Source organism: Paenibacillus sp. BAC0078 (assembly GCF_054483875.1).
Genome location: NZ_JBTLRW010000018.1, coordinates 112,161 through 136,773, shown reverse-complemented (window position 1 = coordinate 136,773; position 24,613 = coordinate 112,161). Strand labels below are relative to the sequence as shown.

Annotated in this window: 17 protein-coding genes, 1 tRNA gene and 1 other annotated feature; of the genes, 10 read left to right on the top strand and 8 right to left on the bottom strand. The window is 52.9% G+C overall.

What is annotated here, in order from left to right; genetic code table 11:
* Positions 1-417 precede the first annotated feature (417 nt).
* Entirely contained in the window at positions 418-1,008 is a 591-nt protein-coding gene (locus ACX1DY_RS25330) for a phosphatidylglycerophosphatase A family protein (RefSeq protein WP_458966966.1), read from the bottom strand.
* 187 nt (positions 1,009-1,195) lie between these two features.
* Between ACX1DY_RS25330 and ACX1DY_RS25325 the strand changes: the two genes are divergently transcribed.
* The 7 genes from ACX1DY_RS25325 to ACX1DY_RS25295 all read left to right on the top strand — a co-directional run bounded on the left by ACX1DY_RS25325 (position 1,196) and on the right by ACX1DY_RS25295 (position 8,208).
* A complete protein-coding gene (locus tag ACX1DY_RS25325; protein ID WP_458966965.1) occupies positions 1,196-2,323 on the top strand; it encodes a GerMN domain-containing protein in 1,128 nt (375 codons plus the stop codon).
* A 111-nt stretch (positions 2,324-2,434) separates the two neighbouring features.
* Positions 2,435-3,193, top strand: a complete 759-nt coding sequence (rph, locus tag ACX1DY_RS25320; RefSeq protein ID WP_458966964.1) for a ribonuclease PH — start codon at positions 2,435-2,437, stop codon at positions 3,191-3,193.
* 1 nt (position 3,194) lies between these two features.
* Positions 3,195-3,836 carry an XTP/dITP diphosphatase gene (locus ACX1DY_RS25315; RefSeq protein ID WP_458966963.1) on the top strand — a complete coding sequence of 214 codons (642 nt, stop codon included), beginning with the start codon at positions 3,195-3,197 and terminating at the stop codon, positions 3,834-3,836.
* Between the two features lie 399 nt (positions 3,837-4,235).
* Positions 4,236-5,963: a glycosyl hydrolase family 18 protein gene (locus ACX1DY_RS25310; RefSeq protein WP_458966962.1), complete on the top strand. Its 1,728-nt coding sequence runs from the start codon at positions 4,236-4,238 to the stop codon at positions 5,961-5,963.
* Positions 5,964-6,277: 314 nt separating this feature from the next.
* Entirely contained in the window at positions 6,278-6,712 is a 435-nt protein-coding gene (locus ACX1DY_RS25305; protein ID WP_458966961.1) for an NfeD family protein, read from the top strand.
* Positions 6,712-7,647 carry an SPFH domain-containing protein gene (locus ACX1DY_RS25300; protein ID WP_458966960.1) on the top strand — a complete coding sequence of 312 codons (936 nt, stop codon included), beginning with the start codon at positions 6,712-6,714 and terminating at the stop codon, positions 7,645-7,647. Before ACX1DY_RS25305 ends, ACX1DY_RS25300 begins: the two co-directional genes overlap by 1 nt.
* A 105-nt stretch (positions 7,648-7,752) precedes the next feature.
* The gene (locus ACX1DY_RS25295; RefSeq protein ID WP_458966972.1) at positions 7,753-8,208 is read left to right on the top strand and encodes a cupin domain-containing protein; all 456 of its coding nucleotides are present in this window, start codon (positions 7,753-7,755) and stop codon (positions 8,206-8,208) included.
* Positions 8,209-8,275: 67 nt separating this feature from the next.
* Here ACX1DY_RS25295 and ACX1DY_RS25290 read toward each other — a convergent pair whose 3' ends face one another.
* Positions 8,276-8,650 carry a hypothetical protein gene (locus ACX1DY_RS25290; protein ID WP_458966959.1) on the bottom strand — a complete coding sequence of 125 codons (375 nt, stop codon included), beginning with the start codon at positions 8,648-8,650 and terminating at the stop codon, positions 8,276-8,278.
* Between ACX1DY_RS25290 and ACX1DY_RS25285 the strand changes: the two genes are divergently transcribed.
* Complete coding sequence (locus tag ACX1DY_RS25285) at positions 8,638-9,474, top strand: aldo/keto reductase (RefSeq protein WP_458966958.1); 837 nt, start codon at positions 8,638-8,640, stop codon at positions 9,472-9,474. The genes ACX1DY_RS25290 and ACX1DY_RS25285 overlap by 13 nt on opposite strands.
* 289 nt (positions 9,475-9,763) lie before the next feature.
* On the opposite strand, the gene ACX1DY_RS25280 is transcribed toward ACX1DY_RS25285, so the two are convergent.
* Positions 9,764-10,591 (bottom strand): CPBP family intramembrane glutamic endopeptidase, encoded by an 828-nt coding sequence (locus ACX1DY_RS25280; protein WP_458966957.1) that lies wholly within the window; start codon positions 10,589-10,591, stop codon positions 9,764-9,766.
* 185 nt (positions 10,592-10,776) lie between these two features.
* The gene (gene asnB / locus ACX1DY_RS25275; protein WP_458966956.1) at positions 10,777-12,624 is read right to left on the bottom strand and encodes an asparagine synthase (glutamine-hydrolyzing); all 1,848 of its coding nucleotides are present in this window, start codon (positions 12,622-12,624) and stop codon (positions 10,777-10,779) included.
* Between the two features lie 143 nt (positions 12,625-12,767).
* Here asnB and ACX1DY_RS25270 point away from each other — a divergent pair, with 143 nt between their 5' ends.
* Both ACX1DY_RS25270 and ACX1DY_RS25265 read left to right on the top strand, forming a co-directional pair.
* Complete coding sequence (locus ACX1DY_RS25270; RefSeq protein WP_458966955.1) at positions 12,768-13,124, top strand: hypothetical protein; 357 nt, start codon at positions 12,768-12,770, stop codon at positions 13,122-13,124.
* A 223-nt stretch (positions 13,125-13,347) separates the two neighbouring features.
* Positions 13,348-13,421 (top strand) — tRNA-Arg (locus ACX1DY_RS25265).
* 602 nt (positions 13,422-14,023) lie between these two features.
* On the opposite strand, the gene ACX1DY_RS25260 is transcribed toward ACX1DY_RS25265, so the two are convergent.
* The 4 genes from ACX1DY_RS25260 to ACX1DY_RS25245 form a co-directional block, all read right to left on the bottom strand.
* Positions 14,024-15,889, bottom strand: coding sequence for an arginine--tRNA ligase (locus tag ACX1DY_RS25260; protein ID WP_458966954.1), 1,866 nt, complete (start codon positions 15,887-15,889; stop codon positions 14,024-14,026).
* A gap of 234 nt (positions 15,890-16,123) precedes the next feature.
* Positions 16,124-16,342, bottom strand: a binding site (T-box leader).
* 249 nt (positions 16,343-16,591) lie between these two features.
* Positions 16,592-16,897, bottom strand: a complete 306-nt coding sequence (locus tag ACX1DY_RS25255) for a hypothetical protein (protein ID WP_458966953.1) — start codon at positions 16,895-16,897, stop codon at positions 16,592-16,594.
* 138 nt (positions 16,898-17,035) lie between these two features.
* Positions 17,036-20,341 (bottom strand): DEAD/DEAH box helicase, encoded by a 3,306-nt coding sequence (locus tag ACX1DY_RS25250; protein ID WP_458966952.1) that lies wholly within the window; start codon positions 20,339-20,341, stop codon positions 17,036-17,038.
* A 140-nt stretch (positions 20,342-20,481) separates the two neighbouring features.
* A complete protein-coding gene (locus ACX1DY_RS25245; protein ID WP_458966951.1) occupies positions 20,482-24,495 on the bottom strand; it encodes a cadherin-like beta sandwich domain-containing protein in 4,014 nt (1,337 codons plus the stop codon).
* Between the last annotated feature and the right edge of the window lie 118 nt (positions 24,496-24,613).

Sequence of the window (24,613 nt, the reverse complement as noted above, 5' to 3'; positions counted from 1 at the left end):
GAACCAACTGATCCAAACAGACAAGCTCCATTTGATATTTCCCGCTATTCCCTTGATCCTTCTCGTTTAACATGAGACACCGCACTTTCTTACAAAGTTACCTATATTATACCAAATGAATGCGATGTCGTATTGAATTATTGGGTTTCTCAACAGTCTGAGGAATTCCAACTAAATACATTTTCAGCTGGAATTCAGCCGATTTAGTTGGAGAAATTCCACTTGGCCCTCCGGCTCGGCAGCAAAACCTATCCCTCTCAGGCAGAACCTGACTCGGTCAACTCCAAAAGTCCCGCCGACCCCCGGCCCGGCTGGCAAAAGCGTATCCCGAGTCAAGCAAAGCCTAACCCAGTCAGTTCCAAAAGCACTCTGGCCCGGAACTCCAAAAATCCTCCGGCCCGGCGAGCCTGCCCCGGCTTAATCCTTATGCTCCGCCGCTCCCCGTTTACCTTCCTCATGATCTTCCGGCGCGTGCGGCTGCCCGAGCTCCTGCTCGCGTTCGGCCTGCTTCCGGTGGGCGATGCGGCTGCTGGCGGCTGCGGCAACTGCACCAACAATGTCGTCCAAATAGGTGTGGATTTGGCCGGTTGTTTTATCGTTCAGCCGCTCCAGCACACCTGGCTTAAGCTTATCCACATAACCATAGTTGGTGAAGCCGATGCTGCCGTATACGTTCACGATGGAAAAGGCCAGGATCTCGTCAACGCCGTACAATCCCTCATCATTTTCAATCATATCCTGCAGGGGAGAAAGGAGTTTTCCCTCTTCCGCCAGCACATCGAGCTGGATGCCGGTCAGTACGGCGTTCTGCACCTCGCGTTTGCTCAGCACCATTTCCACGTTATGCACACATTCTTCCAAGGTCAGACTCGGATAATATTTGCTTTGCAATAGCAGTACAAGCTCGGCGATCTCCTCCAGGGTTACTCCGCGTTTGTCCAGCCAGAACCGGGTCGCTTCTGCGACTTTTTTACTGTTAAGGCTGTAAGGTATTTTTGAATGAGCCATGATCAGTCACCCCGTTAGTGAGTCATTAGTAGTTGATTTGCATAGAAAAATTGTACCCAGTTGTGCGGCGATTGTCCAATTGTCCAAAACCCGGGCAATTTAGGATAAGCTGTTGTTATTTTTTGGACAGAGGGCTCGTATACATAGCAGTACAACTGAACTTAAGCGTTGAAAGGGGTAATCATTTATGAAGCATAGGAAACAAATTCGCCGCCTGTCTGCGGCTTGCCTGCTCGCGGTTCCATTAACGTTATCGGGCTGCAGTCTGTTTGACTCGTCGGAATCGGCAGCAGTTGATCCGCCGCCCGCCCAGGTTGAAGCGCAAATGCTGCAGGTCAGCAATGAAGGCACACCGGATGCGGGAGTGTTCGCACCCGCAACGTTAGACAGCGACGGTACTACGGCAGGTGTCAGTACAGATGAAGCGGCTCCTGCGGCGGCTGGAGAACGGACAACCGTCTTCCTGGAGGATGGGCACGGCCTGCTCGCTCCGGTATCCGTGAGTCTTCCCAAAGGTGATGCTGCCGCAATGCTGAAGGACTCGCTTACTGCTCTGGTCAGCAAAGGAGCTTATGCCTCAGCATTGCCGGAGGGCTTCAAGGGTGTGCTGCCAGCCGGAACGGAAGTGAAAAATGTCACCGTAGACAAAGCCAAACTGGCTGTAGTCGAGTTTAACTCGAAGTTTAATGATTATGAGGCCGCAGATGAACGCAAAATTCTCGAAGCGATCACCTGGACGCTGACCGGACAGGATGGAATTCAAGGGGTGCAGCTCTGGGTTGACGGCAAAAAGCTTACCGAAATGCCGCTGAAGGGAACTCCGCTCGACCGTCCGCTGTCCCGCACCATTGGTATCAATCTGCCGAAGCACGGGCCGCTGCTGATGAATTCGAGCGCGGTGACGGTTTATTTTTCCGCAGCAGCGCCTGATGGCACTCATCAGTATTATGTGCCGGTGACCCGTTTTGTACCCGCAGGGCAAGATACGCTAAAGGCGGCGCTGAATGAGCTGATTGCCGGACCCGACTCGGACAATGGTCTGGAAATGGTGATGACGCAGGATACAGTGCTGGATTCCGTGGAAGCCGGGCAGAATGGAGTGGTCACCGTTTCGCTGAAGGATGATATGTTTGCGGACGGTAAAGGTGTACCGGCTGAGATGCTGGAATCTGTTGTGCTGACTGTTGCGCAGAATTCGGAGGATGCTATGGTGCAAATTCGCCTCAACGGTCAAAAGAAGGTTACCGGCACGGACAACGTGGACTACGGCCAGCCAGTATCGGCACCGGAATATGTGAACGTCCTGCCTTTGTAAAATGTCTGTAAAGGCTAAAAGATGCTTTTGTGCCTGCTCTTTGGTAGAATAAAGCTTGCTATGGACATACGGCAACCAAACATATAGCTAGAGACGCAGGAGGCAGAAAAGATGAGATCAAACGGGCGCAATCAGGACCAGCTTCGGCCGCTGATGATAACTACCCAAACCAATAAATATGCTGAGGGCTCTGTCCTTATTGAAATGGGGGACACGAAGGTCATTTGTACGGCAACCGTAGATGAGAAGGTTCCACCGTTCCTGAAAGGACAGGGTAAAGGCTGGGTGACCGCCGAATATTCCATGCTCCCGCGCGCGACTCAGACGCGTAATCAGCGTGAAGCGGCACGCGGCAAGCTGACCGGACGTACGATGGAAATCCAGCGGCTGATCGGCCGGGCGCTTCGTTCCGTAGTGAACTTGCACGCGCTCGGCGAGCGCAGCATCACTCTGGACTGCGATGTCATTCAGGCGGATGGCGGAACGCGGACGGCTTCGATTACGGGCGCTTTTGTAGCTATGGCCTTTGCCATCAATAAAATTGCGCAACAGCATAAGCTGAGCGTATTCCCGATTACAGACTATCTGGCTGCGGTCAGCGTCGGCATTGTCGGCGATCAGGCGCTGCTTGATCTGAACTATGAAGAGGATTCCAAAGCAATGGTTGATATGAATGTGGTAATGACGGGCGGCGGGGCTTTTGTTGAATTGCAGGGCACCGGCGAAGAGCGTCCGTTCTCCCGGCAGGAGCTGGACCAGTTGCTAGGCTTGGGCGAGATGGGGATTTATGAGCTGATCGCCGTGCAAAAAGAGGTGCTGGGCGAAATAGCGCTCAAAATTGCTTCCGGCCAGCCGGGCCGAGAGGTGTAGCATGAAATCCGGCGGCGGAATTTTGATTGTGGCGACGAAGAACAAGGGCAAGGTGCGCGAGTTCCAGCATGCTTTTGCACCGCTTGGGCTGGAGGTGAAGAGCATGTTCGATTATCCGGAGCTGCCGGATGTGGTGGAGGATGGCGATACTTTTGCCGCGAATGCTCTCAAAAAATCCAAGGCCGTCGGGGATGCCCTCGGACTGCCCGTCCTGGCGGATGATTCCGGCCTCTGCGTGGATGTCCTGGACGGAAGACCGGGCGTCTATTCTGCCCGTTATGCGGGTGAAGAGGCAAACGACAAGGAGAACAACCTGAAGCTGCTGAGTGAGCTGGAGAAGCTGAAGCAGGGCGAGGATACCGGCCAGCCGCTGCTCAGTACGGCCCGTTTCGTCTGTGCTTTATCCCTGTATGATCCTGCAACAGGCAAAGAGCTGACTGCCGAAGGCACAGTGGAAGGCTGGATTACCTCAGAGCAGGCGGGCGGCGGAGGCTTCGGTTATGATCCGTTGTTTTACCTGCCGGAGTACAGAAAAACCATGGCTGAGCTGACGCTCGAAGAAAAGCAGGCCATCAGCCACCGGGGCATGGCGCTGCGTCTTCTGACCGGGAAGCTGGCTGCTGAACAGGAGCAGGGGAAATAACGATACGGTGAGTGTACAATTTTTTGGCAAGATGCTTAAGAGGGACCTGTCTGCAAAATTGCGGGCGGGTCTTTTTTAAATCCAAATAACTGGAAATTAGATGATATTACCCCCTAACTATGGAAATTTCCCCCTAGCATAATTAAGTGCTTTGTATGAGAATAAGAGTTGCCTTCATCCTTCCTATGTTTTGAATCCTCCAGTTCCATGCACTCCATCCCTATCGTACCGGACAAAGTATTCGTGCGCTTTTTTGTGTACTTAATCTATCATCTTGATGTTATGAATTTACTAGAGACACAGGATGAAGGTAAATCCGAACCGGGAGGTGAGCACTGGATTTTTGCCAGTGAAGCAGGATTTTCCAGCTACGCAAGAACCTGAGGAGGTATAGGATTAATGTTCAATAAAAGAAGATTTCGCAGAACCTTTGTGCTTGGCATGGCAGTTGCTCTGGTTATAGCCTTCTTTTCAACCTTGGGTACAAGCGTCAAAAGCGTGAGTGCGGCTGCGGGCTATAAGCTCGTCGGTTATTATGCTTCGTGGGCTGCCTACGGACGGGCTTACAACGTGACGGATATTGATCCCAGTAAAATGAACGTGATCAACTATGCTTTTGCCGATATATGCTGGAACGGGGTTCACGGGAATCCTGACCCTACCGGTCCGAATCCGGTTACATGGAGCTGTCAAAATGAACAAGGCCAGACGATCAGCGTCCCAAACGGCACAATTGTACTGGGTGATCCCTGGATTGATGCCCAGAAAAGCTTCGGCGATGATAAATGGGATGATCCCATCAAAGGCAACCTGAAGCAGCTGTGGAAACTGAAAGAAAAGAATCCGAACCTCAAGACGGTGATATCGGTCGGTGGCTGGACCTGGTCGAACCGCTTCTCGGATGTTGCCGCTACGGCAGCGACCCGTGAAGTATTTGCGAATTCTGCTGTGGATTTCATCCGTAAATACCAAATGGATGGCGTTGATCTGGACTGGGAATATCCGGTCAGCGGAGGACTTGCCGGCAACAGCTACCGCGCGGAGGATAAACAGAATTACGTGCTGCTGCTTCAGAAAATCCGCGAAAAGCTGAACGCCGCAGGTACCACCGACGGTAAAACCTACCTGCTTACCATAGCCTCCGGTGCAGGTCCGGCTTTTATCCAGAACAATAATCTTAGCGGCATCGCCGCGGTGGTCGATTGGATCAACATCATGACTTATGACTTCAATGGCAGTTGGAACACGACTACCGGACACAACGCTCCGCTCTACTATGATGCTGCCGCAGCCTCGTCGGGTCTGACCGATCCGGCTAATTACAACATCGACAAGGCCGTCACAGCCTATCTGGCGAGCGGAGTCCCGGCGAATAAGCTGGTGATGGGGATGCCGTTCTACGGACGTGGCTGGGGCGGCGCACCGAGTACCGGGAACGGGCAGTATCAGGTATCGGCTGGCATTTCATCCACAGGCACATGGGAAAAGGGAAACTATGATTTCTATGATCTTGAAGCCAACTATATCAATAAAAATGGATATACCCGCTATTGGAATAACACTTCCAAGGTTCCCTATCTCTATAATCCCTCTACGCAAACCTACATCAGCTATGACGACGTAGAATCCTTCGGCTACAAAACCAGCTACATCAAAACCAAAGGTCTGGCAGGGGCGATGTTCTGGGAGACAAGCGGCGACCGCAATAAAACGCTGCAAAACAAGCTGAGTGCCGATCTGGGCAGCGGAGTGGTGCCAACGCCGACACCGACACCGACACCGACGGTAACGCCGACGCCGACACCGACACCGACGGTAACGCCGACGCCGACACCGACGGTAACGCCTACGGTAACGCCAACGCCTACGGCCACGGTGAAGCCATCGGCAACGCCAAGCGCTACACCAACAGCAACACCGGGCACAACGGCAACGCCTACTGCCACAGTCGCCCCAACTGCGACACCGACCGCGACTCCCGGAATAACCGCCTGGACAGCAGGAGTTGCCTACAAAGTGGGCGACAAAGTGAGCTATGACGGCAAAGTGTACACCTGTTGGCAGGCTCATACCTCGCTGGTGGGCTGGGAGCCGGTGTTAACACCGGCGCTCTGGCAGTTGAACTAGTACTCATCAAAAGGCAGCGTGATTGGATTCCAAGTTAACGAATGTTGTTTATAGGAGCTTCTCCCTGCCTGAGAGCGTAATGTTGCCGTGGGGAGCCTGAACTTGGAAGGCAGAGAGCAAAAAAGCTTGCAGAGAAGGCGAGGCCTTCACTCTGCAAGCTTTTTTATCTTCTGTAAACGGCTGCCGCTCATAAGCCGCCATCCGCTGAAATATAATGGCTATGCCCCCCTGTGTCCGGGTCCCCAAAAACTTATGCAACGTCACGCCGTTAATTTCGTTATAGTAGTATATAGCGGAAGGTGGTGGGTTCGCCGATGGTAATCTGGGTGTTTTGGTTAATTGCAGCCGGTGTCCTGTTTGTCGCTGAAATGATGACGCTTACGTTTTATCTGCTTTGGTTAAGTATTGGCGCTTTGGCGGCATGTCTTGTTTCGCTTTTGCTGCCGGATGCGATATTGCTTCAGGTCGTTGCAGGTTCATTGGTGGCGCTGGGACTGACGGTATTCTCGAAGCCGCTGGTGGCGAGATTCCGCAGCTCGCGCGGGTTTAAGGATGCAGGGACAGATATTGTAGGCAGGCAGGGTCTGGTCGTGCAGCCGATTGAGCCGGGGCGTTATGGTCAGGTTAAGGTAGGCGGCGACATCTGGAGCGCAACATCAATAGAGCCGCTGGGCAAGGATGAAGTAGTCAAAGTGGTTGGCAGAAGCTCCACAATTATTGAAGTAGTCCGATGGGGGGATATGTACTGATGGAATTGGCTATTATAGGGATTATTATTTTTGTTGTTGTCGTATTTGTGGCGTTGACCATCAAAATCGTACCACAGCAGCGGGTAGGCGTTGTTGAGCGTCTCGGTAAGTTCCACCGCTTGCTCACACCGGGTCTGAATATTCTGATTCCGATCATTGATCATGTGCGCACGTACCACGATTTGCGGATTCAGCAGGCCAATGTGCCGCCGCAAACGGTGATTACGAAGGATAATGTGCAGGTGCAGATTGATACGATTATTTTCTATCAGGTGGTGGGCCCGGAAGAAGCGACCTACGGAATATCCGACTATGTGTACGGGGTGCGCAACATTTCCACAGCCACGATGCGGCAGATTATCGGTAAGCTTGAGCTGGATGAAACCTTGTCCGGCCGGGAAAAGATTTCTTCGGACATCCGCCTTGCGCTGGATGAGGCGACCGAGAAATGGGGCGTGCGGATTGAGCGCGTAGAGGTTATTGATATCAAGCCGCCGCTTGATATTCAGGAAGCGATGGATAAGCAGATGAAGGCTGAGCGCAGCAAACGCGCGATTGTGCTGGAGGCGGAAGCCGCGAAGCAGGATATGATCCTGCGTGCCGAAGGTGACAAGCAGAGCAAGATCCTCAAGGCGGAGGGCGACAAGGAAGCGCGTATCCGTCAGGCGGAAGGCTTGCGGCAGGCGCAGGAGCTGGAAGCGCAGGGCCAGGCCAAAGCGATCCAGGCGGTAGCCGAAGCCGAGAAAGCGCGGATTGCGCTGATCAGCAGCGCAGGGCTGGATGAGCGGGTGCTGGCTTATCAATCCTTTGACGCGCTGACCGAAATTTCCAAGGGGGCTGCGAACAAGGTGTTCCTGCCAACCAGCGCCGTCGAAACGCTCGGTACGCTCGGTGCAATGGCCGAGGTATTCAAAGCGAGCAAGGAGAGCAAGTAAACGGGATATTTTACAATTACGCCACATTCCGTTAAAGTAAAAGCAAAACGAAGCGCAAGCTTACGATGCCAGTTTTGCTACGCAAAACTCTTAGGAGAGAACATGATGACGCAAAAAGAAATTTCACCGCTGGTAGAAGCGCTTGGGCTGCAGCCCCACGTTGAAGGCGGCTGGTACAAACGACTATGGAACGCTCCTTTTGAAATTCCCCAGGAAAATCTGGGTGAGAGCTACTCCGGGCCAAGAGCCTCGGCCTCTTCTATTTATTTTTTGCTCCATGCGGATGAAACCTCGGATTGGCACACGGTGTTGTCCTCCGAGATCTGGCTATGGCATTCCGGCAGCCCGATTGTCCTGAGTCTTGGCGGCAACGGCGACAAGCCGGAGAATGTGACCGAGGTGATTCTTGGCCTTGATATCGCCGCCGGACAGCAGCCGCAGGTTGTAATTCCGCCAGGTGTATGGCAGGCAGCCCGGCCGCTCGGCGAGGAGCCAACGCTGGTCTCCTGCATCGTATCGCCGGAATTCCATTTCGACGATTTCAAGTTAATCGAGAAGTAAAGTGAACGTAATGGAGTGTGGACTGTGTAGGCAGCCGCACTCTATTTTTTTGATTAACTTTGGGATATCATCGCACACGCAGGCGGATTTGCTCAGTAACAACGGTAAAAATGCCGTTGTTGAAGCCACGCGGGTGGAATTGTTCGGTAAAAGCGGCAGAAATGCCGTTGTTGAAGCCACGCGGGTGGAATTGTTCGGTAACAACGGCAGAAATGCCGTTAATGGAGCCACGCGGGTGGAATTGCTCGGTAACAACGGCAGAAATGCCGTTGTTGAAGCATACCGGTCGTTTTGCAATTAGGGCATCGCTGTAAGAGCCGGATTCAGCGGGGGTTGCACTGATGTTTTTGGCATCCCGGGCATGAACTGCTATACTGATTTTGGAAATGGATAAATCATTTTTATACTTGTACGTTTGGAGGGTTAATAATGACGGAAGCAAACGGACCATTTTCTGGAGGGCCTACGCTAAATGATGGAGTGACGATGCCCTGGCTGGGGCTGGGAGTGTGGCAGGCTAAGAACGGCGAGGAAGTCATCAATGCGGTGAAGTCGGCAGTGGAGACGGGCTACCGCAGTATTGATACGGCTGCCGGATATAAGAACGAAGAAGGTGTTGGACAAGCCATCCGTGAATGCGGTGTGCCCCGGGATGAATTGTTCATTACGACAAAGCTCTGGAATGGCGATCAGGGCTATGAGTCGGCGCTGAAGGCTTTTGAGGTCAGCCGCAAAAAGCTTGGCCTGGATGTTGTGGATCTGTACCTAATTCACTGGCCGGTGGCCGGAAAGTACCGTGATTCCTGGAAGGCGCTTGTGCATCTGCAACAAGAGGGGCTGGTCAGATCCATTGGCGTGAGCAATTTCCAGCCACATCATCTGGAGGAGATTATTGAGGATACCGGAGTGGTGCCTTCTGTTGATCAGGTGGAGTTCCACCCGCTGCTGACCCAGCGCGAGCTGCTGAAATATGCAAAAGCACATGACATTCAGGTGGAGGCCTGGAGTCCGCTGATGCAAGGCAATTTGGATCTGCCGCTGCTGCAGGAGCTGGCTGGCAAATACGGCAAAACCGCAGCACAAATCGTGCTGCGCTGGGATCTGCAGCAAGGCGTCGTTACGATTCCGAAGTCCGTGCATGCCAAGCGTATTGCCGAGAATGCCGGTTTCTTCGATTTTACCCTCAGCGATGAGGAGGTTAAGGCCATCGAGGCGTTGAACCGGAACCACCGCTTCGGCCCGGACCCGGATAATTTCAACTTCTAAGGTGTGAAAAAGGAGAAGTAAAAGCAAAAGAGCAAGCTCCCGGTGGGGGCTTGCTCTTTTGCTTGGGTAGAGAAGATCAGAGGCTAACTGCCGCTTAAATGGGCTAATCCGGCTAGAAGGCGAAGCATCAGCGGTATTGATGCCGCTGATGCTTCGTCCCGCCGGAAGGGGAGCCACTAACGGCAAATCTGCCCGCTGAATGGGTCGAGCAAGGGAAGGCTCACAGCCAGCAGCAAAACACCGTTAAATCAGCCAAACGGCCTGCCTTTCGCTCAGAGCTTTCCTCACTTTACTGCGGAGGAGGCAGGCTACGCCGTCTGCCCAATATCCGCATGAGAAGGATGCCGTGGATAATGACCAGCATGCTGCAGACCATGGCCATTACCTCTGCGGCCTGGTCGCTGGCGGTCAGCAGATCGAATATGCCGTGCCAGAGGATCACGGGAATGATGCTCCAGCGGCTTCCGGCACAGATCCAGGCGAGCACCACCGAGCCGTAGGTGAGGCTGATCGCCCAGCCGAGCACACCGAAGCCCATTCCAAGGTAGTTCTCATTGAACCAGAAGGCCGGCAGATGCCAAGCCATCCAGATTGCGGCTACCAGCAGGGCAGAGGTGAACAGGGAGTAACGTTTGTGCAGCTCCGGGAGCAAATAGCCCCGCCAGCCGCTCTCCTCCCCGATCCCGAAGGTAAGCATCCACACCAGAGAGGTCATCCAGATGTTGAACTGCGGCGGCAGGTCAGAGGTCAGTCCGAACCTGTACGGGTCTGGCGCACTGCCGGTGATCAGGGTATGCGATACAACTGCCACTGCTCCATAGGCCAGCGGCAGTCCTGCAGCCAGCACCAGCCATTTTGCAGGAAAAGAAAAGGAAAAGGCGGTCCTGCACCAGACGGCAAAGCCTCCTTCTCCCGGCAGCCTAAGGCTCACTACTGTGCCTAACAGCGGCCCGAAGGAGCCAAGATAGAATTGTCCGGGCAGCACCGGCACGCTGGCGGCAAACTGCTTATTGAGCAGCAGCGGCAGCCAGCACAGCCAGGTGAAGCCGAAGGTCGTCAGAATAAAGACGGTCAGCTTTCTTTTGAGCATAAGATCAGGTGTAGCAGAGGACTTCATCTGGATATACCCCCTTTAACCAAGATAATCTTCATCTTTAGTTGTAGAGGTTTTGCTCCCTTTATACAATAGACAGCCATGCCGCTCTTTCGCGGCACTTCAGACGATGACATTTCATAGAAGGCCCTCAATTTGGCTTTGCCAAATTCGAGGCTTCCATAACAATGTCCTCTGTTCGGACATCGTTATTTCAGGATAGAAACATTATATTTACGCAGCCAGAGATTGACCTGGGCCAGATAAGCAAATAGCTGCGGGCCGGACATCAGTTGGCCGAACCACGGCAGGTTGCTGGAGGATTCCGGGGATGCGGCGATTTCACGGATTTTGGCGGCGTCTATCAAAGGCAGAATCGGAGAAGTGGAATCATCCAGAATGCTCAGCATTTGCGATCGGACCGCATTCAAATAAGCAGGGTTGTGCGTTTTGGGATAAGGGCTTTTTTTGCGGTAGAGCACATCGTCCGGCAGGATGCCTTCCAGCGCTTTGCGGAGAATGCCTTTTTCACGGTTGCCGACGGTCTTGATTTCCCAGGGAATGTTGAAGACGTACTGCACCAGACGGTGATCGCAATAAGGTACGCGGACTTCCAGGCCTACGCCCATGCTCATCCGGTCCTTGCGGTCCAGCAGAGTGGGCATGAAGCGGGTAATGTTGAGATAGGACATCACGCGCATTTGCGCCTGTTTGCCGCTCTCGCCGTCAAGCCTCGGAACTTCAGCCACTGCGTCGCTGTACCTGTCGCCCAAATATTCCAGCGGACGAATCCATTCACGGATTTCCGGGGACAGCAGGCCTGCGCGCATGCCCGGGGCTACCGACCAGGGGAATGTACCGGAGGACAGCATCTCCTCGCGGTGGAACCAAGGGTATCCTCCAAAAATCTCATCAGCGGCTTCGCCGGAAATGGCGACAGTTGCGTTCTTTTTAATCTCCCGGCAAAATAAATACAGCGACGAATCCACATCGGTCATCCCCGGCAAATCGCGGGAATAAAGGGCGTTGTCCAGCGCGGCTACCAGCTCGGGAGTATCAAAGTTCACATAATGGTGGTTGGTATTCAGTTCATCGACCATCCGCTTAATCCAAGGACCGTCTGCACCCGGCTGAAAGGAATGGCTTTTGAAATGCTTGTCGTTATCGACATAATCGACGGAATAGGTGTCTACCCGGCCTTGGCCGGTCCGGTTGTAATAATTTACAGCGAGCGCGGTCAGCGCACTGGAATCGAGCCCCCCGGAGAGCAGCGAGCAGACCGGAACGTCAGAAACTAGCTGGCGCTCCAGCGTATCCTGAAGCAATTCACGCACTCTGGCTGCCGTTTCGTCTACATTGTCAGTATGTGTGTAGCTTTCCAGTTCCCAATAAGCGTACTTGCGGATTCCATTTCTGCTGTAAATCATGGCATGACCGGGACGAAGCTCGAATATATCTTTGTATACCCCATGTCCCGGTGTACGGGCTGGACCGATGATGAAAATTTCAGCCAGGCCCTCCGGTCCTACAGTCGGCTTCACTTTGGGGTGCTGCAGCAATGCTTTGGGCTCAGAGCCAAAGACGAACACATCGTCCACCTGGCTGTAGAACAGCGGCTTCACCCCGAGACGGTCGCGTGCCAGAAATACCTGATCGCGCAAGCTGTCCCAGACGGCAAAGGCAAATATCCCGTTCAGCTTCACCGTGCAGTCCGGTCCCCATTCGATATAGGCGTGGAGCAGAACCTCGGTATCGCATTCTGTGAGAAAATGATGCCCCCGCTGCTTGAGTTCGCTTTTGAGCTCAGGAGCATTATATAGTTCGCCGTTGTACACAATCGCGTAGACCTTATCGTCATGGCGGGCGATCATCGGCTGGGCACCGTTCTCGGGGTCGATAACACTAAGTCTGCGGTGTCCGAAGGCACAGGGTCCGGAGATCCAGGTTCCAGCTGCATCAGGCCCGCGGTTCTCCAAGGTTTCAGTCATTTTTACAAGCAGTTGCGAGTGCTGTGTGAGGTCGCCGCGCCACTGGATAAATCCGGTTATTCCGCACATTATGGTTCATCCTCTCTTTTGTGCGATTGTTGTCCTTTCTTTTTTGCCAAGTAATACAGATATATGCCGAAGGAAGGGATAAAATGTATGTCCTTATCCGAACACTAAGGCAGAAGGAAATTAGCCAGGAGGGATGATAATCCGTGTATTACATTAAAGATGCCAAAATCCGCAGAATGACCGAATATGACGGTGCGCCTTGTGCAGAAGTTGGCGTATTGCCGGGAGCTGTGGGCGATTCCGCACTTTTGGTGTACATTGTGGAGGACCAGCGCGAGGAAGGTTATGAAATTGTGCGCATTCTGACGAATGATGCGGATACGGCAACCGATTGGTTTGATAACAATTTGCATGATGCCTTTCAGGATGTAACAGTCAGTGCATTCACCGGCAGCCCTATCATGAGCCCTGAGGATGAGCGTTCCAAGTTCCAGCGTGAGCTGCTTATTTTTGGTGATCTGAAAAAACAGCTGGAGGCGCATTTTCACAAGCCGTCTTGAGAATTGTGAATGAGCGGCAGCGATGCTGCTGAATCTGCCTTGGCGGCGGATTAGAGAGAGGGGGCGGAATCCTTTTGTGATTCCGCTCCGGGGTCAGAGCTGCCGGAATATGTGATAAAGATTCCATTTTTTTGAGCGAACCCTTGAAAAATTTGCTGAATAAGTTATAATAAATAACGTTGCGTTAATACATATGTAATAAAAGCTTTCCATTTTCACATTTGTCCCGGTAGCTCAGCTGGATAGAGCATGCGCCTTCTAAGCGCACGGTCGGGGGTTCGAATCCCTTCCGGGACGTTACAAAACAGCCTTCCTTCGGGAGGGCTGTTTTTGCGTCCGGGGGATGAGAATCCCAGAGGTTCGTTGGAGCATACGCTTCGTTAGGACTCGCTTCGCAATCAGCCCGACCGGGCTGTATCCCTTCCGGGACGTCATAAGGCAGCCTTCCTTCGGGAGGGCTGTTTTTGCGTCCGGGGGATGCTATAGTTGGAAAAAAGTCACTTAATTCAGCCATATTGCCTAATATCTATGGTTTATGTGGAAAAAGTATAGTTATTTATCTCGAAACTACCCTTCGAGCTGAAATATAGGATAATTAGTTGGAGGAATTCCACCTAGCATCTGCAGATAGGTGGTTTGTTCCAAATTAGTGGGAGAAAATCCACTTAAGGAGCGTGGCCCAAAGTGAGCTGAAGTAGTAAGTTATAGTCCAGTCTCTGAGTGTTTATACTCATCCTTGGAGCAGGCTGATAGCCCCTCCTCGCTTCAACAACAGCATTTTTGCCGTTGTTTCAGATCGAACCAGCCTACCTTACGGTTTTCCCTGTTTTTAGTTCATTTCGTAAGTGATTGCCCTGTGGTTATGGCCGGGTCCGTTGATACAGATCATCGGCGCTTACCTACATCCGCTCCGGCTTCGGCAGTCCAAGCACATCGAGAACCTCGCCTAAGGTGGCTTGGAAGCAGAGGGTGAGCCAGAGGCGGAAACGTATGGCATCGTTCTCCCCCTTAAGGATCGGGCAAGACGAATAAAAGTTGTTGAACAGCGAAGCCAGCGTGTGCGCGTAATTGCAGATCGTATTAGGCGTCAGCTCGATGCTCGCTGTATACAAAGTGTCCTGCCAGGCGCTAAGATGCCGCAGCAGGGCATGCTCTGCTTTGTCCAGCTCCATTGGAAATGGGGGAAGCAATTCCGTTCCCTCCACAGGGGATGCTGCTTTACTAAGCACACTGCCCGCACGGGCATAGGTGTACAACAGATAGACTCCGGTATTGCCGGAAATTTCTGTGGCCTGCTTGAAATCAAACACGATCTCCGTGCCCAGATTGAAGCGCAGAAGATAATACCGGATCGCGGCGGTGGCGATGAGCCGGCTGGAGAGTCCGCTTTTGTCCGGGCGGGTGGCTTCGATAGTGTTCTCCATAAGCTGGACCAGATCCGTCACTTTGACGCCGATACCCTGGCGGCCGGACATGGCGTATGAGCTTTTGCCGTCCGAGGTATCAATGCCAAGCTCAGCGGCGGAAGCCGGACTCAGCGAAACCACGCCGTAGCTTACATGATGCAGCTTCTCTGCCTGCGCTGTGTACCCGAGCACCTCCAAAGCCTGCTTCACCATCGCCTGCGGGTATTCCTGTCTGTAGTCGATGACATTGACGACCATGTCCGCTTTTCCAAAAGGCATCTGCGTTCCCGCCAAGCCGGTGGTCCACAACCCCTCATTAAATTCACTGTAGATGAAATCCTTATCCAGCAGGCCGAATTTCCAGAGATGATAAGCGATGTCCTTAGCGGTATAGGTCAAAATCCCGTTCGAACGCACCAGCACCTTATCCTTCTGATGCTCCTCCGAATCCATCTCCGCTCCTTCTGCGGCCGATTGCTTCAGAATCCAGCAGCCTGCGAGCTTGCCCTCGGTCTCCTGAACAAAGACGTGTGTCTGCTCCAGCAGCGCAAAAGCGGAAGCCCAGAAGCCTTCTTTCAGAATATTGCTCTCCCAGACCAGCAGGTCATAGCCGATGCCGAAGCTTCTCATTTCCTCTACATGCTCTCTCACAATCCGTTCAGCGACAAGGCTGCCCAGCCAGGCTGTATTGCCGTGGCCTTCCTCCAGCGCGTGGAGAATCTCGGTGCGTTTGTGGACCGTCTCCGGCTGCTGCACATATTCCTTGTTGATAGCGGCGTATATATCCCAGCAGTAATCCCCGAACCGGACATGCTCTCCCGAGAGCGGCACATGAAGCAGACCCACCACCGTATCCGCCAGTTGATTGCCCAGATCGTCCACATAGTTATGAACTTCCACGTTATATCCTGATTTACGCAAAATCCTGACCAGAGCATCCCCGATACAGGAGTTTCTCAGATGTCCGATATGCATGGCTTTATTTGGGTTCACGCTAGTATGCTCGATTATGACCTTGTCCCCGCCGGCCGCTGGAAGCTCAAAGGAATGGCCCGCCCAGGCCTGCCAGTTGATGTACATATTAATGAACCCCGGAGGGGCAATCTCGATCCGCTTCAGCATTCCTCCAGCTGCATCCATTTGCTGAAGCTCGTGTGTGATCAGCTCTGCGATAGCCATAGGCGCTTTGCGCAGGGTTTTGGCCAATTGCATGGCAATGTTGCTTGAATAATCACCGAAATCGGCATTGGCGGGCTGCTCCAGCGAGATAGTTACTTGGGTTGCACCGGCAGCGCCAAGGCTGCTGAATACGTTATGCACACTTTGTTCCAAATGATTTTTAATGAGTTGACTTAACAAAGAATCCCCCTCCTTCAAGATTGCCGACTATATAAGTTGAACTTTTTAGATTTTCATATTAGGGTTTAGTCGTAACTGCGGGGAATGTTTGGACTTCCGGCCGCTAACGCTCCGTAAGTATCCAAACTTCCCCTCCGCACTCCTACCTTTTTTATGATTTTTTTAAGTTCAGCTTATATAGCCTAGCCGAAAATAATACACCGGTCCTGCAAACACAAAAAAGCCCACGTCTCCAAAAGAGACGAGGGCATAAGCGCTCGCGGTACCACTCTCGTTGCCGAACACAGCGGTTCAGCCACCTCACAGGTTAACGGCCTTCAGCCGGGGCTTCCTACTGCAAGTTCAGAAGTCCATCTCCCGGGTGCGCTTCATGATAAGGTCTGTACCGGTTTCCACTCTCCCGGCTCGCTGGGACTAGATCAAGATCACTACTTTCCCGTTCATTGATTGTAAAATGATTTTTTATTAGTATAGCGAATTATTGGAAGAAAGCAATAGCGATGTTGTTGATGAAGTCAACTATGCACAAAAACCGGGGAGCATGGATCAATCCCCAGTTGGTGCAGTGGAAAGATTTTTAATCTCTGTCGAGCCAAAAATAAGCAGGGCAATCACTACCACAAGCATAATTCCTCCGGTAAATTCCTCTCCGTCAAAGCTGTCCATACGAAAAATGCCCTCCCTTTTATGGATTCCTCAGCTTTAAGATTTGTCAGCCTTTTTCTTCAAGGCGCTCATAATCTCATTCAAGGTCAGACTGCTGTTATCGTCGAGAAAGCTGACCAGCTTATCAACATTGTTGTTGCTTAAATCGTTTAATGTTGTATATTTTCCCGTCAGGCCGATGACAAGAGTGGCGTTTGTGAACATCTGGACGGAGTCTACCCGCAGCTTGCCGGACAAGAGGAGCGCAGCTACCGTGAACTCCAGTCCCTTCGGGACTTGCGTTTTTGAGTTTGCCGGTTGTTTCTTTACGCCGTTTTTCTTTCCTTTGCCAGGAGGGGGCATGGAACTCCCTTCTTCCGTAAAAACAATCTGTATAGGAAAGCAACAACAGTAGGGTGATCTCTCCTTCGTTCATCTTATGCACATTTGGTAGAAATGCTACACAGAGAATAGCCCCTTCCATTTCCAACAGGCAAAGAATTAGAGCATCAGAATCTCCCGGATATCCTGCTCCGTTAAGGTAGTCAAGGCACCCTGATCTGACCCGATGACTTCATCAATCAGGTTCTTTTTCTTCTGCTGCAGCTCGTACATCTTGTCTTCTACCGTTCCTTGTGCAACCAGACGAATTACCTGGACTACCTTCTTCTGCTCAATCCGGTGGGCACGGTCAGCCGCTTGCTGTTCGACAGCAGGATTCCACCATAGGTCATAGAGAATCACGGTGTCCGCTCCGGTCAGATTGAGGCCCGTGCCGCCGGCTTTGAGCGAGATCAGGAAAAGATCGCGTTCTCCGCCATTGAACCGGCTGCAGAGCTCTACCCGCTGGGAGGCAGGCGTCTGCCCGTCCAGATAGAAATGCGGAACCCCCTGGAGGCCCAGTTCGCGGCTGATCAGGTGGAGCATTTCGGTAAATTGTGAAAAGACAAGCATTCGTTTACCGGAGCTGCGGCACTCCTCAATGATCTCCAGCAACTGCTCAAATTTGCCGGAGCTCCCCTTATATCCATCAACAAAAAGCGCAGGATGGCAGCAGAGCTGACGCAGGCGGGTAAGCCCGGCGAGCACCTTTAGCCTTCCATTGCCGAACATGTCGCTGTCGAGATGCTTGAGCGCTTCCTTCCGCAGCCTGGCGAGATAAGCGACATACAGCTTTTTCTGTTCCGGCAGCAGCTCCGAGGCCTGCAGTGACTCGATTTTATCCGGCAGCTCCTTAAGTACATCGCTTTTGAGGCGGCGGAGCAGAAACGGCCGTACCCGCTTTGCGATGGTCTCCCGGGGCAGGTCGTGGAAGGCTTTTTTGCCTGGGAACAGCCCGGGGAACACTACGCCGTAAATGGACCACAAATCCTCCAGCGCATTCTCCACCGGTGTGCCGGTAAGTGCGAAGCGGTAGCGTGCTTGCAGCGCTTTTGCCGCTTGAGCGGTCTGGGTGGCATGATTCTTGATCACCTGCGCTTCGTCGAGAATGAGGGTGTGGAACGAGTGCTTGACGTATAGCGCCACATCTCTGCGCAGCAGCGGATAAGAGGTAATAATTACATCGTTTGCTGCCGCATTCCGCAGCGTCCGGGTCCGGACGGTTAAGCTTCCGTCAGCGATGGCTGCTTTGATCTGCGGGGCGAAGCGCTTCAGCTCATTGTGCCAGTTGTAGAGCAGAGAGGCCGGGGCGACAATCAGCGCGGGCAGGCCGCTCCGCCGGATATCTTCAAGCTCGGAGAGCAGAAAAGCGATGCTCTGCAAGGTTTTCCCGAGACCCATATCATCCGCCAAAATACCGCCGAAGCGGTAGCGGGCCAGCGTCTTCAGCCACTGGAAGCCATATTGCTGGTAATCCCGCAGCACAGGAGCCAGCTCTTCCGGCACAGGAAAGTCCAGATTTTCGGGATTCCGCATATTGGCCAGCAGGCGGCGGAACGAACGGCCGAGCTTGACGGCATCGGTCTCTCCCCTGCCTGTGTCAGCATTTAGGTGCAGACCATGGACTAAGGGCAGTGAGAATTCCGCGCTTTTCACCTCGCCTATGCCTGCACCAAGCTCATTCATAAGGGCTATAATCTCTTGAAGCTCTGCACTTTCCAGCGGCAGCAGCGCCCCGTCCGGCAGACGGTAGTATTTGCGTTTTTCCTGCAGTGACTTCAGCACGTGCACAATATCCGACTCCGCGATGCCCGCCATGCTGAACTTAAATTCGAGCCAGTCGGTCTTTTCGTTCCAGGTCAGGCTCGCTTTGGGCGATGATGTGCCGGTGAATAATCTTTCCTTAACGGCCGTGGTGGCATAGACCTTCAGCAGCGGCTCCAGCAGCGGAATCGTATGGTACAGGAAATCATATTCTCCTTCCTCGTCACTCATAATATAGCCGCTTTCCGTTCTGGCAAAAGAATCATGCGCCATCAGCTCCAGAATCCGCCGCTCGGCTTCACTGTCCCGCATCAGGATCACTTCATGGCCGCGTTCGCCGGACTTCTCCTCCAGCGGGTTGATCACGATATCGCCATACTGGAATTCGAGCCCGGCCAGCAGCCTGTCCCTTACCCGGTCCAGATACAATCTGGCCTGAAGCTGAGCCTGTACGATTCGGTCAGCAATCGCTTCGGCAATATGCACCTGTCCCAGCTTTTTCAGCCCGGGCATAACTTTCTCCATAAAAGGCTCCATTTGCTCTGGGGCGATGGCAATCCCGCTTTTTCTGGACTCGGCCAGTATCTTTTTCAGCTCGGTGAGACGCTTGCACTCCTGTATTGGCAGCTTCAGCAGCTTGCCTTCAGACAGGACCAGCCCATACTCCTCCAGCACTGTAATCTGCGCCAGTCCCTGAATATCCAGATAGTAGCCATCCCCTTTGGCCTGATCGAACTGAAAGCTCAGTGGAGGGAGATCCGGGATGAGCTGAAGCCCTTCAGTGCTGATCTCGCCATGCTGCAGATGAACGGAAGAGGTCCCGGTGAGCGCAGGAAAGATGTTGTCCCAGAAAAAAGGCGGAACCGGCAGCAGCCGCTCCCCGCCCATGCTTCCCGCATGAGGCAAGTAGTGGCTGATATTGCTGCGATAGATCCGTTCATTGAGGAGAATCTCAATCAGCTTCAGCAGCACGGCATTATCTTCTTTTTTGAAGCTGTGCAGGGCGGGGTCGTAGCTGAATTGCCTGGAAAATTCAAAAGGCTCGCCGCGGTGAACGGACGTAAGGAACGCTCTTATTTTCTGGACGACATAGGTGCGTTTGGGGCCAACTTTGATTTCTACGCCGAGCATTTGGCTGCTGAAGTTATAGGTGAACGGTTTGCAGATGAATTCTACCTGTAGAGGCATTCTGTTATCCGAATAGGTTCCCGCACCGCTTGGGCGCTGGCGGATGTTCTCGAACATTCCGAGCATGCTGCTTACAAGCTGACGGTCACCAGGTACTCCGCGTTTCTCAAGTGAATCGGCGCTCGAATTGCGCGGAGCCGGCGGAGCGCTGGACATTTCGAGTGCTCTGTCCTCTTCGAGATAAAGAATATGCACCAGAACCGCAGCGATATGTTTGCAAAAAGGTCCGCCGTGGGAGTAAGCGGGGCAGGAGCATTCCCCATTTACATCTCCGTCGCTATCTATCGTAAGCGTTACATCGTAATTCTCAAGCCCATAGACGACAGCCCGATATTTTGAATATTCCAGGCTATCGTTATTTTCTGTATAGGTCAGGTCAACCTTTCCAGACTTCGAATAAGAGAGGCCCAGGTCCAAAGCTTCCTTTCCGCACAGCAGTTGGATTACTCTTTCCGGCACGTAGTACCCTGTCATGTGATCACTTCCTTAAGGCATGTCCTTGATCCAAATTCTATAGTACCCATAATATCAGAAGCATTCAAACCCGGTGTTATGAAAAAGAAAAAGCCATTCCCCATGCAGCCTGGGAAATGGCCGGTACGTTTGTCCAGTGCTTATTGCCCGATCAGCCCGGAATTCTGCAGTAATCTGCGCAGCATGACGGCTGCCTCAGCTCTCGTAATATGTGCCTTCGGTGCAAGCATTGTACTACTGCGGCCAGAGACGATGCCTGCCTGCAGGCTGGCGGCGATGCTGTCCACTGCCCACAAGGAAGCCTCGCCCGCATCGGCAAAAGAGCCCGGCAGCACTCCTGCGCTCCCGTCTGTGCTCTCCGCTGACAGTCCGGTAAGAATCATCGCTTCTGCGATCATCTTCATGGCCTCCTCACGTGTAATGACTCCATTCGGCCGAAAGGTGCCGTCCTCGAACCCGCTGATCAGATGGTACACGTAAGCTGTGTGAACCGCTCCGTTGTACCAATCAGTGCTACTCACATCCGTGAATGGAGAAGTTCCGGTTGCGGGCTTAAGGCCAAGCCCACGGACGAGAATCGCTGCGAATTCGCTGCGGGTAATCTCCTGATCGGGCAGGTAGAGACCGTCTTCGCTGCCGCCAATAATCATTCTTGCGCCCAAGTCATTCACAGCGTCTTTTGCCCAATGTCCGGCAACATCCTTGAATGTGAGCGGATGTGAGACAACGGCATACGTACTGTTTGTTAGGCTGCTGATGATCGCAGTATAGATGCCGCCGTTCATCACAAATGCGGTAGGAACATGACGCACAGTTCCATCCGCGTCAATAACCACACCGGTAGCACTGCCCGGAATGGTTCCGGCAGGGAGGGCAATCGTCCGCTTCACATAAGCGCTGAAGCTGGACAATTCATTTGCTGCATTACCACGAATGATATTTACTGAGAAATCGAGTGGTGCGGTGAGGAAGGAGAACTTCCCTTTTGCTGCTGCAGCCTGGGTTATGCTTAATCGGTCCCCTTCCGGGGCGGCAATTACAATCTGCAGGGTTACATCTGCTGCAGCAGCACTCTCTCCAAGCTGATTGGCTATCGCAGTCCAACTGATCTGCTGAACAGGAATGCTGTAGGTCGCCTTGTCAGTTTGAATCGAGAGAGTCGCTTGTTTCTGCTGCAAATCCTGAAGCAGTTGGCCGTTTAGCTCTACGGTCTGAATGTCCGACATACTGTTAAAGTTAATAGAAACCACGGCTCCTGGTGCCTGCGCAGCCAGTATTCCGTTAAGTCTGCTCTGATCGAGCGTCAGGGTGATGCGCTTTTGGTTATTCAACAGGCGGGTAGACGCGCTGCCTGCCTCAGCGGCTCTGCCATTGACAAACATGGCAACCTCCTTTGCAGGCGTCTCCGCTAACGGTGCTGCGGGTATCGCCGGGCCTTCATTTCCACTGCTTGGGGCTTGCGGCGTCACCGGATTGGGCAGCTCGGACACCGGACCACGGCCCGCACCGTTAATGGCTCGTACAGTGAAGGTATAGGCTGTTCCGTTCACTAATCCTGTCACTGTAATCGGGCTTGACATGCCTGTTGTGACGATATTTCCCGGGGAAGCTATAACCTCATAAGAGGTAACGGCACTTCCGCCGTTATCCGCAGGAGCTGTGAAAGCAACCGTCACTTGACCGTCTCCCGGCGTGGCGCTGACAGCAGATGGGGCAGACGGCACGGTTCTTGGCGTGGCGCTGGCTTCATTGGAAGCTGCGCTGTCGCCTCCGGCGTTAATGGCCTTAACGACGAAATAATAGGTGGTTCCGTTGACCAGTCCTGCAGCATCGTAGCTGTAGACTGAGCCGGTGACCGTTCCGGCGGCTTTATCGTACTTGCCAGGTACCGTGCTCTGGTAAATGGTGTATCCCGAGGCACCGGCAACCGGCTTCCAGCCCAAGCGAACCTGTCTATCTCCCGGTACAGCAGACTGTACGAACGGCGCACCTGGCGCAGGCATCTGCGGCGTGGCGCTGACTTCATTGGAGGCTGCACTGATGCCTCCGGCGTTAACGGCCTTGACGACGAAATAATATGTCGTTCCGTTCGTCAAGCCTGTGGCATCGTAGCTGTATACCGTTCCAGTAACACTGCCAGTCGCTGCTTTGTAATCGCCGGATGTCGTGCTCTGGTAAATAGTATAGCCTGTAGCTCCGCCGACTGTGTCCCAGACCAGATGCACCTGACCGTCCCCTGCCGTGACCGATTGGATCATGGGCGCGCTGCCCGGCGCAGGCATCTGCGGCGTGGCGCTGACTTCATTGGATGCTGCACTGACGCCTCCAGCATTAACGGCCTTGACGACGAAATAGTACGTCGTCCCGTTGGTCAGGCCGGCTGCCGAATAGCTGTCGGCACCCGCGCCCAAGGTTGCCAGTGCGGTTCCGTACGTCCCCGGAACCGTACTGGCATACACCGTGTACCCGGTAGCGCCGCTGACCGGTGTCCACGCAAGGGTGGCCGCCGCATCCCCGGTGGCCTTAACCACCAGCACCGTAGGCGTTGTATCCTTCACGGCTACACTGAATACAGGATGGCTTCCCGCGTCCGTCACCAGTTCGAATTCATAATCACCTATCGCAAGGGTGGATAAATATTCCTTTGTGATGGTTAAGGTGCTCCCGGAAACCGTGTAAGCGGTATTGTCCAGAGTTTTGGTGCCCAGCATAAGACCGGTCAGCAGGTTGCCGTTCAGACTCAGCTCTGCTGTGACATCCCGGTAATGGCCTGCTGTGGTATTGGAAGTATACTTGTCAAATGTACTAGAGGCTGGGGAGAGCGTACTATCCTGCACTCTTCTCACAGTAATTGTGTACAGTTTCGAGTAGCTTTTGTCCTCGGCCAGTACTTTAATAGTGATTGTGTTTCTGCCCACCAGGAGTGGTACTTCTACACCCTGTCCGGGAGTCACGGCTGTGTAGCTGCCGTTATTAGCTTTGATCTGTGCCGAAGCGGAGGGGTCCGACAACGCTAAAGTTACTGTTAGAGTATCCGTATCATAGCTTGCATCATTCATCGTATAAGACAGCAGGCTGCCGGCAAACACCTCATTCAGTGCACCCGGAGCGACATCCAGATTCGAGAGGTTGGTATTGTTGCTCTTGCGGTGTACATTGAGTTGATATGTTTTTACAGTAAGCCCATCCTGAGCGGTTACTTTGACATCAATCGTGTTGTCTCCTGCCTGTAGTGCCAGCGGATTGCTCAAGGCACCGCTGCCCGTAGGCGTATAAGTTCCTCCGTTAACACGTACAGCAACCGTTGCTGTAGAGTCAGACAGCAGAGGAGTTACACTAATCGTATCGTCAGCAAAATAAACGTCATTCAAACTATAATCAGTCACACCGGATTGAAAAGCCGGGGTCAGGCTATTCCCGGAAACCGACAAAGCGCTTAGATTCGCATTGGTGGAAGGGGCAGCCCGGTTGACCGTAAGCGAATAGGTTTTGGTGGTGGTGGAGTCCTGCGACCGGGTCTCGACCTCAATTGAATTGCTTCCGACACTCAGCGGGAGAAGAGGGGATGAAACACCGCTTTGGGCAGCTTGTCCCTCAATTTTCATACTAGCGGCAGGATCATCCAGTATGGCGTTTACACTCACGCTGCTGCTCGTAAAGGGAACATTTACTGTGTAGTTTGTAGTGAGGGAATGAAAGGCAGGACTCAAATTGCCCGTGCTTAAGCTTAAGCCGCGCAGATCTGAATCATTCGTGTGTGGATAGTAGATATGAAGCGTGTATATTTTGCTTGTTGTCGCATCCGTTGAAGTGACTTTGATCCGAAACGTGTTATCTCCACGATTAGTTGGGAGATAGCCGGTCGATATCCAATAGCCCATGGGGCTCCATGAGCTTCCATTTATCGAATACTCTATAGCTGCATCAGGGTTTGAAGAAGTGGCAGCAGAGAAATAACCGGGTTCAGAGCTGCGCATCGTTACCTGATACTCCGTAATCTCCGGGCTGAACGCAGGAGAAAGCTCACCTGCCGCTTGGTAAATCGCGCTTAGCGCAGCATCTGAATCGGCAACAAACGCCTTGGCAATCCAGGGTTGGACCATGAAAAGCAGTGAAGCGGCAAGACATGCCGCTACAAGTCTGAATAATCGCATTAAAAACCCTCCGTATGTATAAATGATAAAATATTGCTGTGATTTTTATCATTATATCATAGGGGATATTCGATCGAATTGGTTTTTAACAAAATTTTCTGTGAGCTCCACGCTGTCC

Bases quoted from the DNA above. Each gene is read 5' to 3' on its own strand.
- ACX1DY_RS25245 (WP_458966951.1), bottom strand. From the start codon at position 24,495: ATGCGATTATTCAGACTTGTAGCGGCATGTCTTGCCGCTTCACTGCTT.
- ACX1DY_RS25285 (WP_458966958.1), top strand. From the start codon at position 8,638: ATGACGGAAGCAAACGGACCATTTTCTGGAGGGCCTACGCTAAATGAT.
- ACX1DY_RS25300 (WP_458966960.1), top strand. From the start codon at position 6,712: ATGGAATTGGCTATTATAGGGATTATTATTTTTGTTGTTGTCGTATTT.
- rph (WP_458966964.1), top strand. From the start codon at position 2,435: ATGAGATCAAACGGGCGCAATCAGGACCAGCTTCGGCCGCTGATGATA.
- ACX1DY_RS25250 (WP_458966952.1), bottom strand. From the start codon at position 20,341: ATGACAGGGTACTACGTGCCGGAAAGAGTAATCCAACTGCTGTGCGGA.
- ACX1DY_RS25255 (WP_458966953.1), bottom strand. From the start codon at position 16,897: ATGCCCCCTCCTGGCAAAGGAAAGAAAAACGGCGTAAAGAAACAACCG.
- ACX1DY_RS25280 (WP_458966957.1), bottom strand. From the start codon at position 10,591: ATGAAGTCCTCTGCTACACCTGATCTTATGCTCAAAAGAAAGCTGACC.
- ACX1DY_RS25310 (WP_458966962.1), top strand. From the start codon at position 4,236: ATGTTCAATAAAAGAAGATTTCGCAGAACCTTTGTGCTTGGCATGGCA.
- ACX1DY_RS25295 (WP_458966972.1), top strand. From the start codon at position 7,753: ATGACGCAAAAAGAAATTTCACCGCTGGTAGAAGCGCTTGGGCTGCAG.
- ACX1DY_RS25325 (WP_458966965.1), top strand. From the start codon at position 1,196: ATGAAGCATAGGAAACAAATTCGCCGCCTGTCTGCGGCTTGCCTGCTC.
- ACX1DY_RS25305 (WP_458966961.1), top strand. From the start codon at position 6,278: ATGGTAATCTGGGTGTTTTGGTTAATTGCAGCCGGTGTCCTGTTTGTC.
- ACX1DY_RS25330 (WP_458966966.1), bottom strand. From the start codon at position 1,008: ATGGCTCATTCAAAAATACCTTACAGCCTTAACAGTAAAAAAGTCGCA.
- ACX1DY_RS25315 (WP_458966963.1), top strand. From the start codon at position 3,195: ATGAAATCCGGCGGCGGAATTTTGATTGTGGCGACGAAGAACAAGGGC.
- asnB (WP_458966956.1), bottom strand. From the start codon at position 12,624: ATGTGCGGAATAACCGGATTTATCCAGTGGCGCGGCGACCTCACACAG.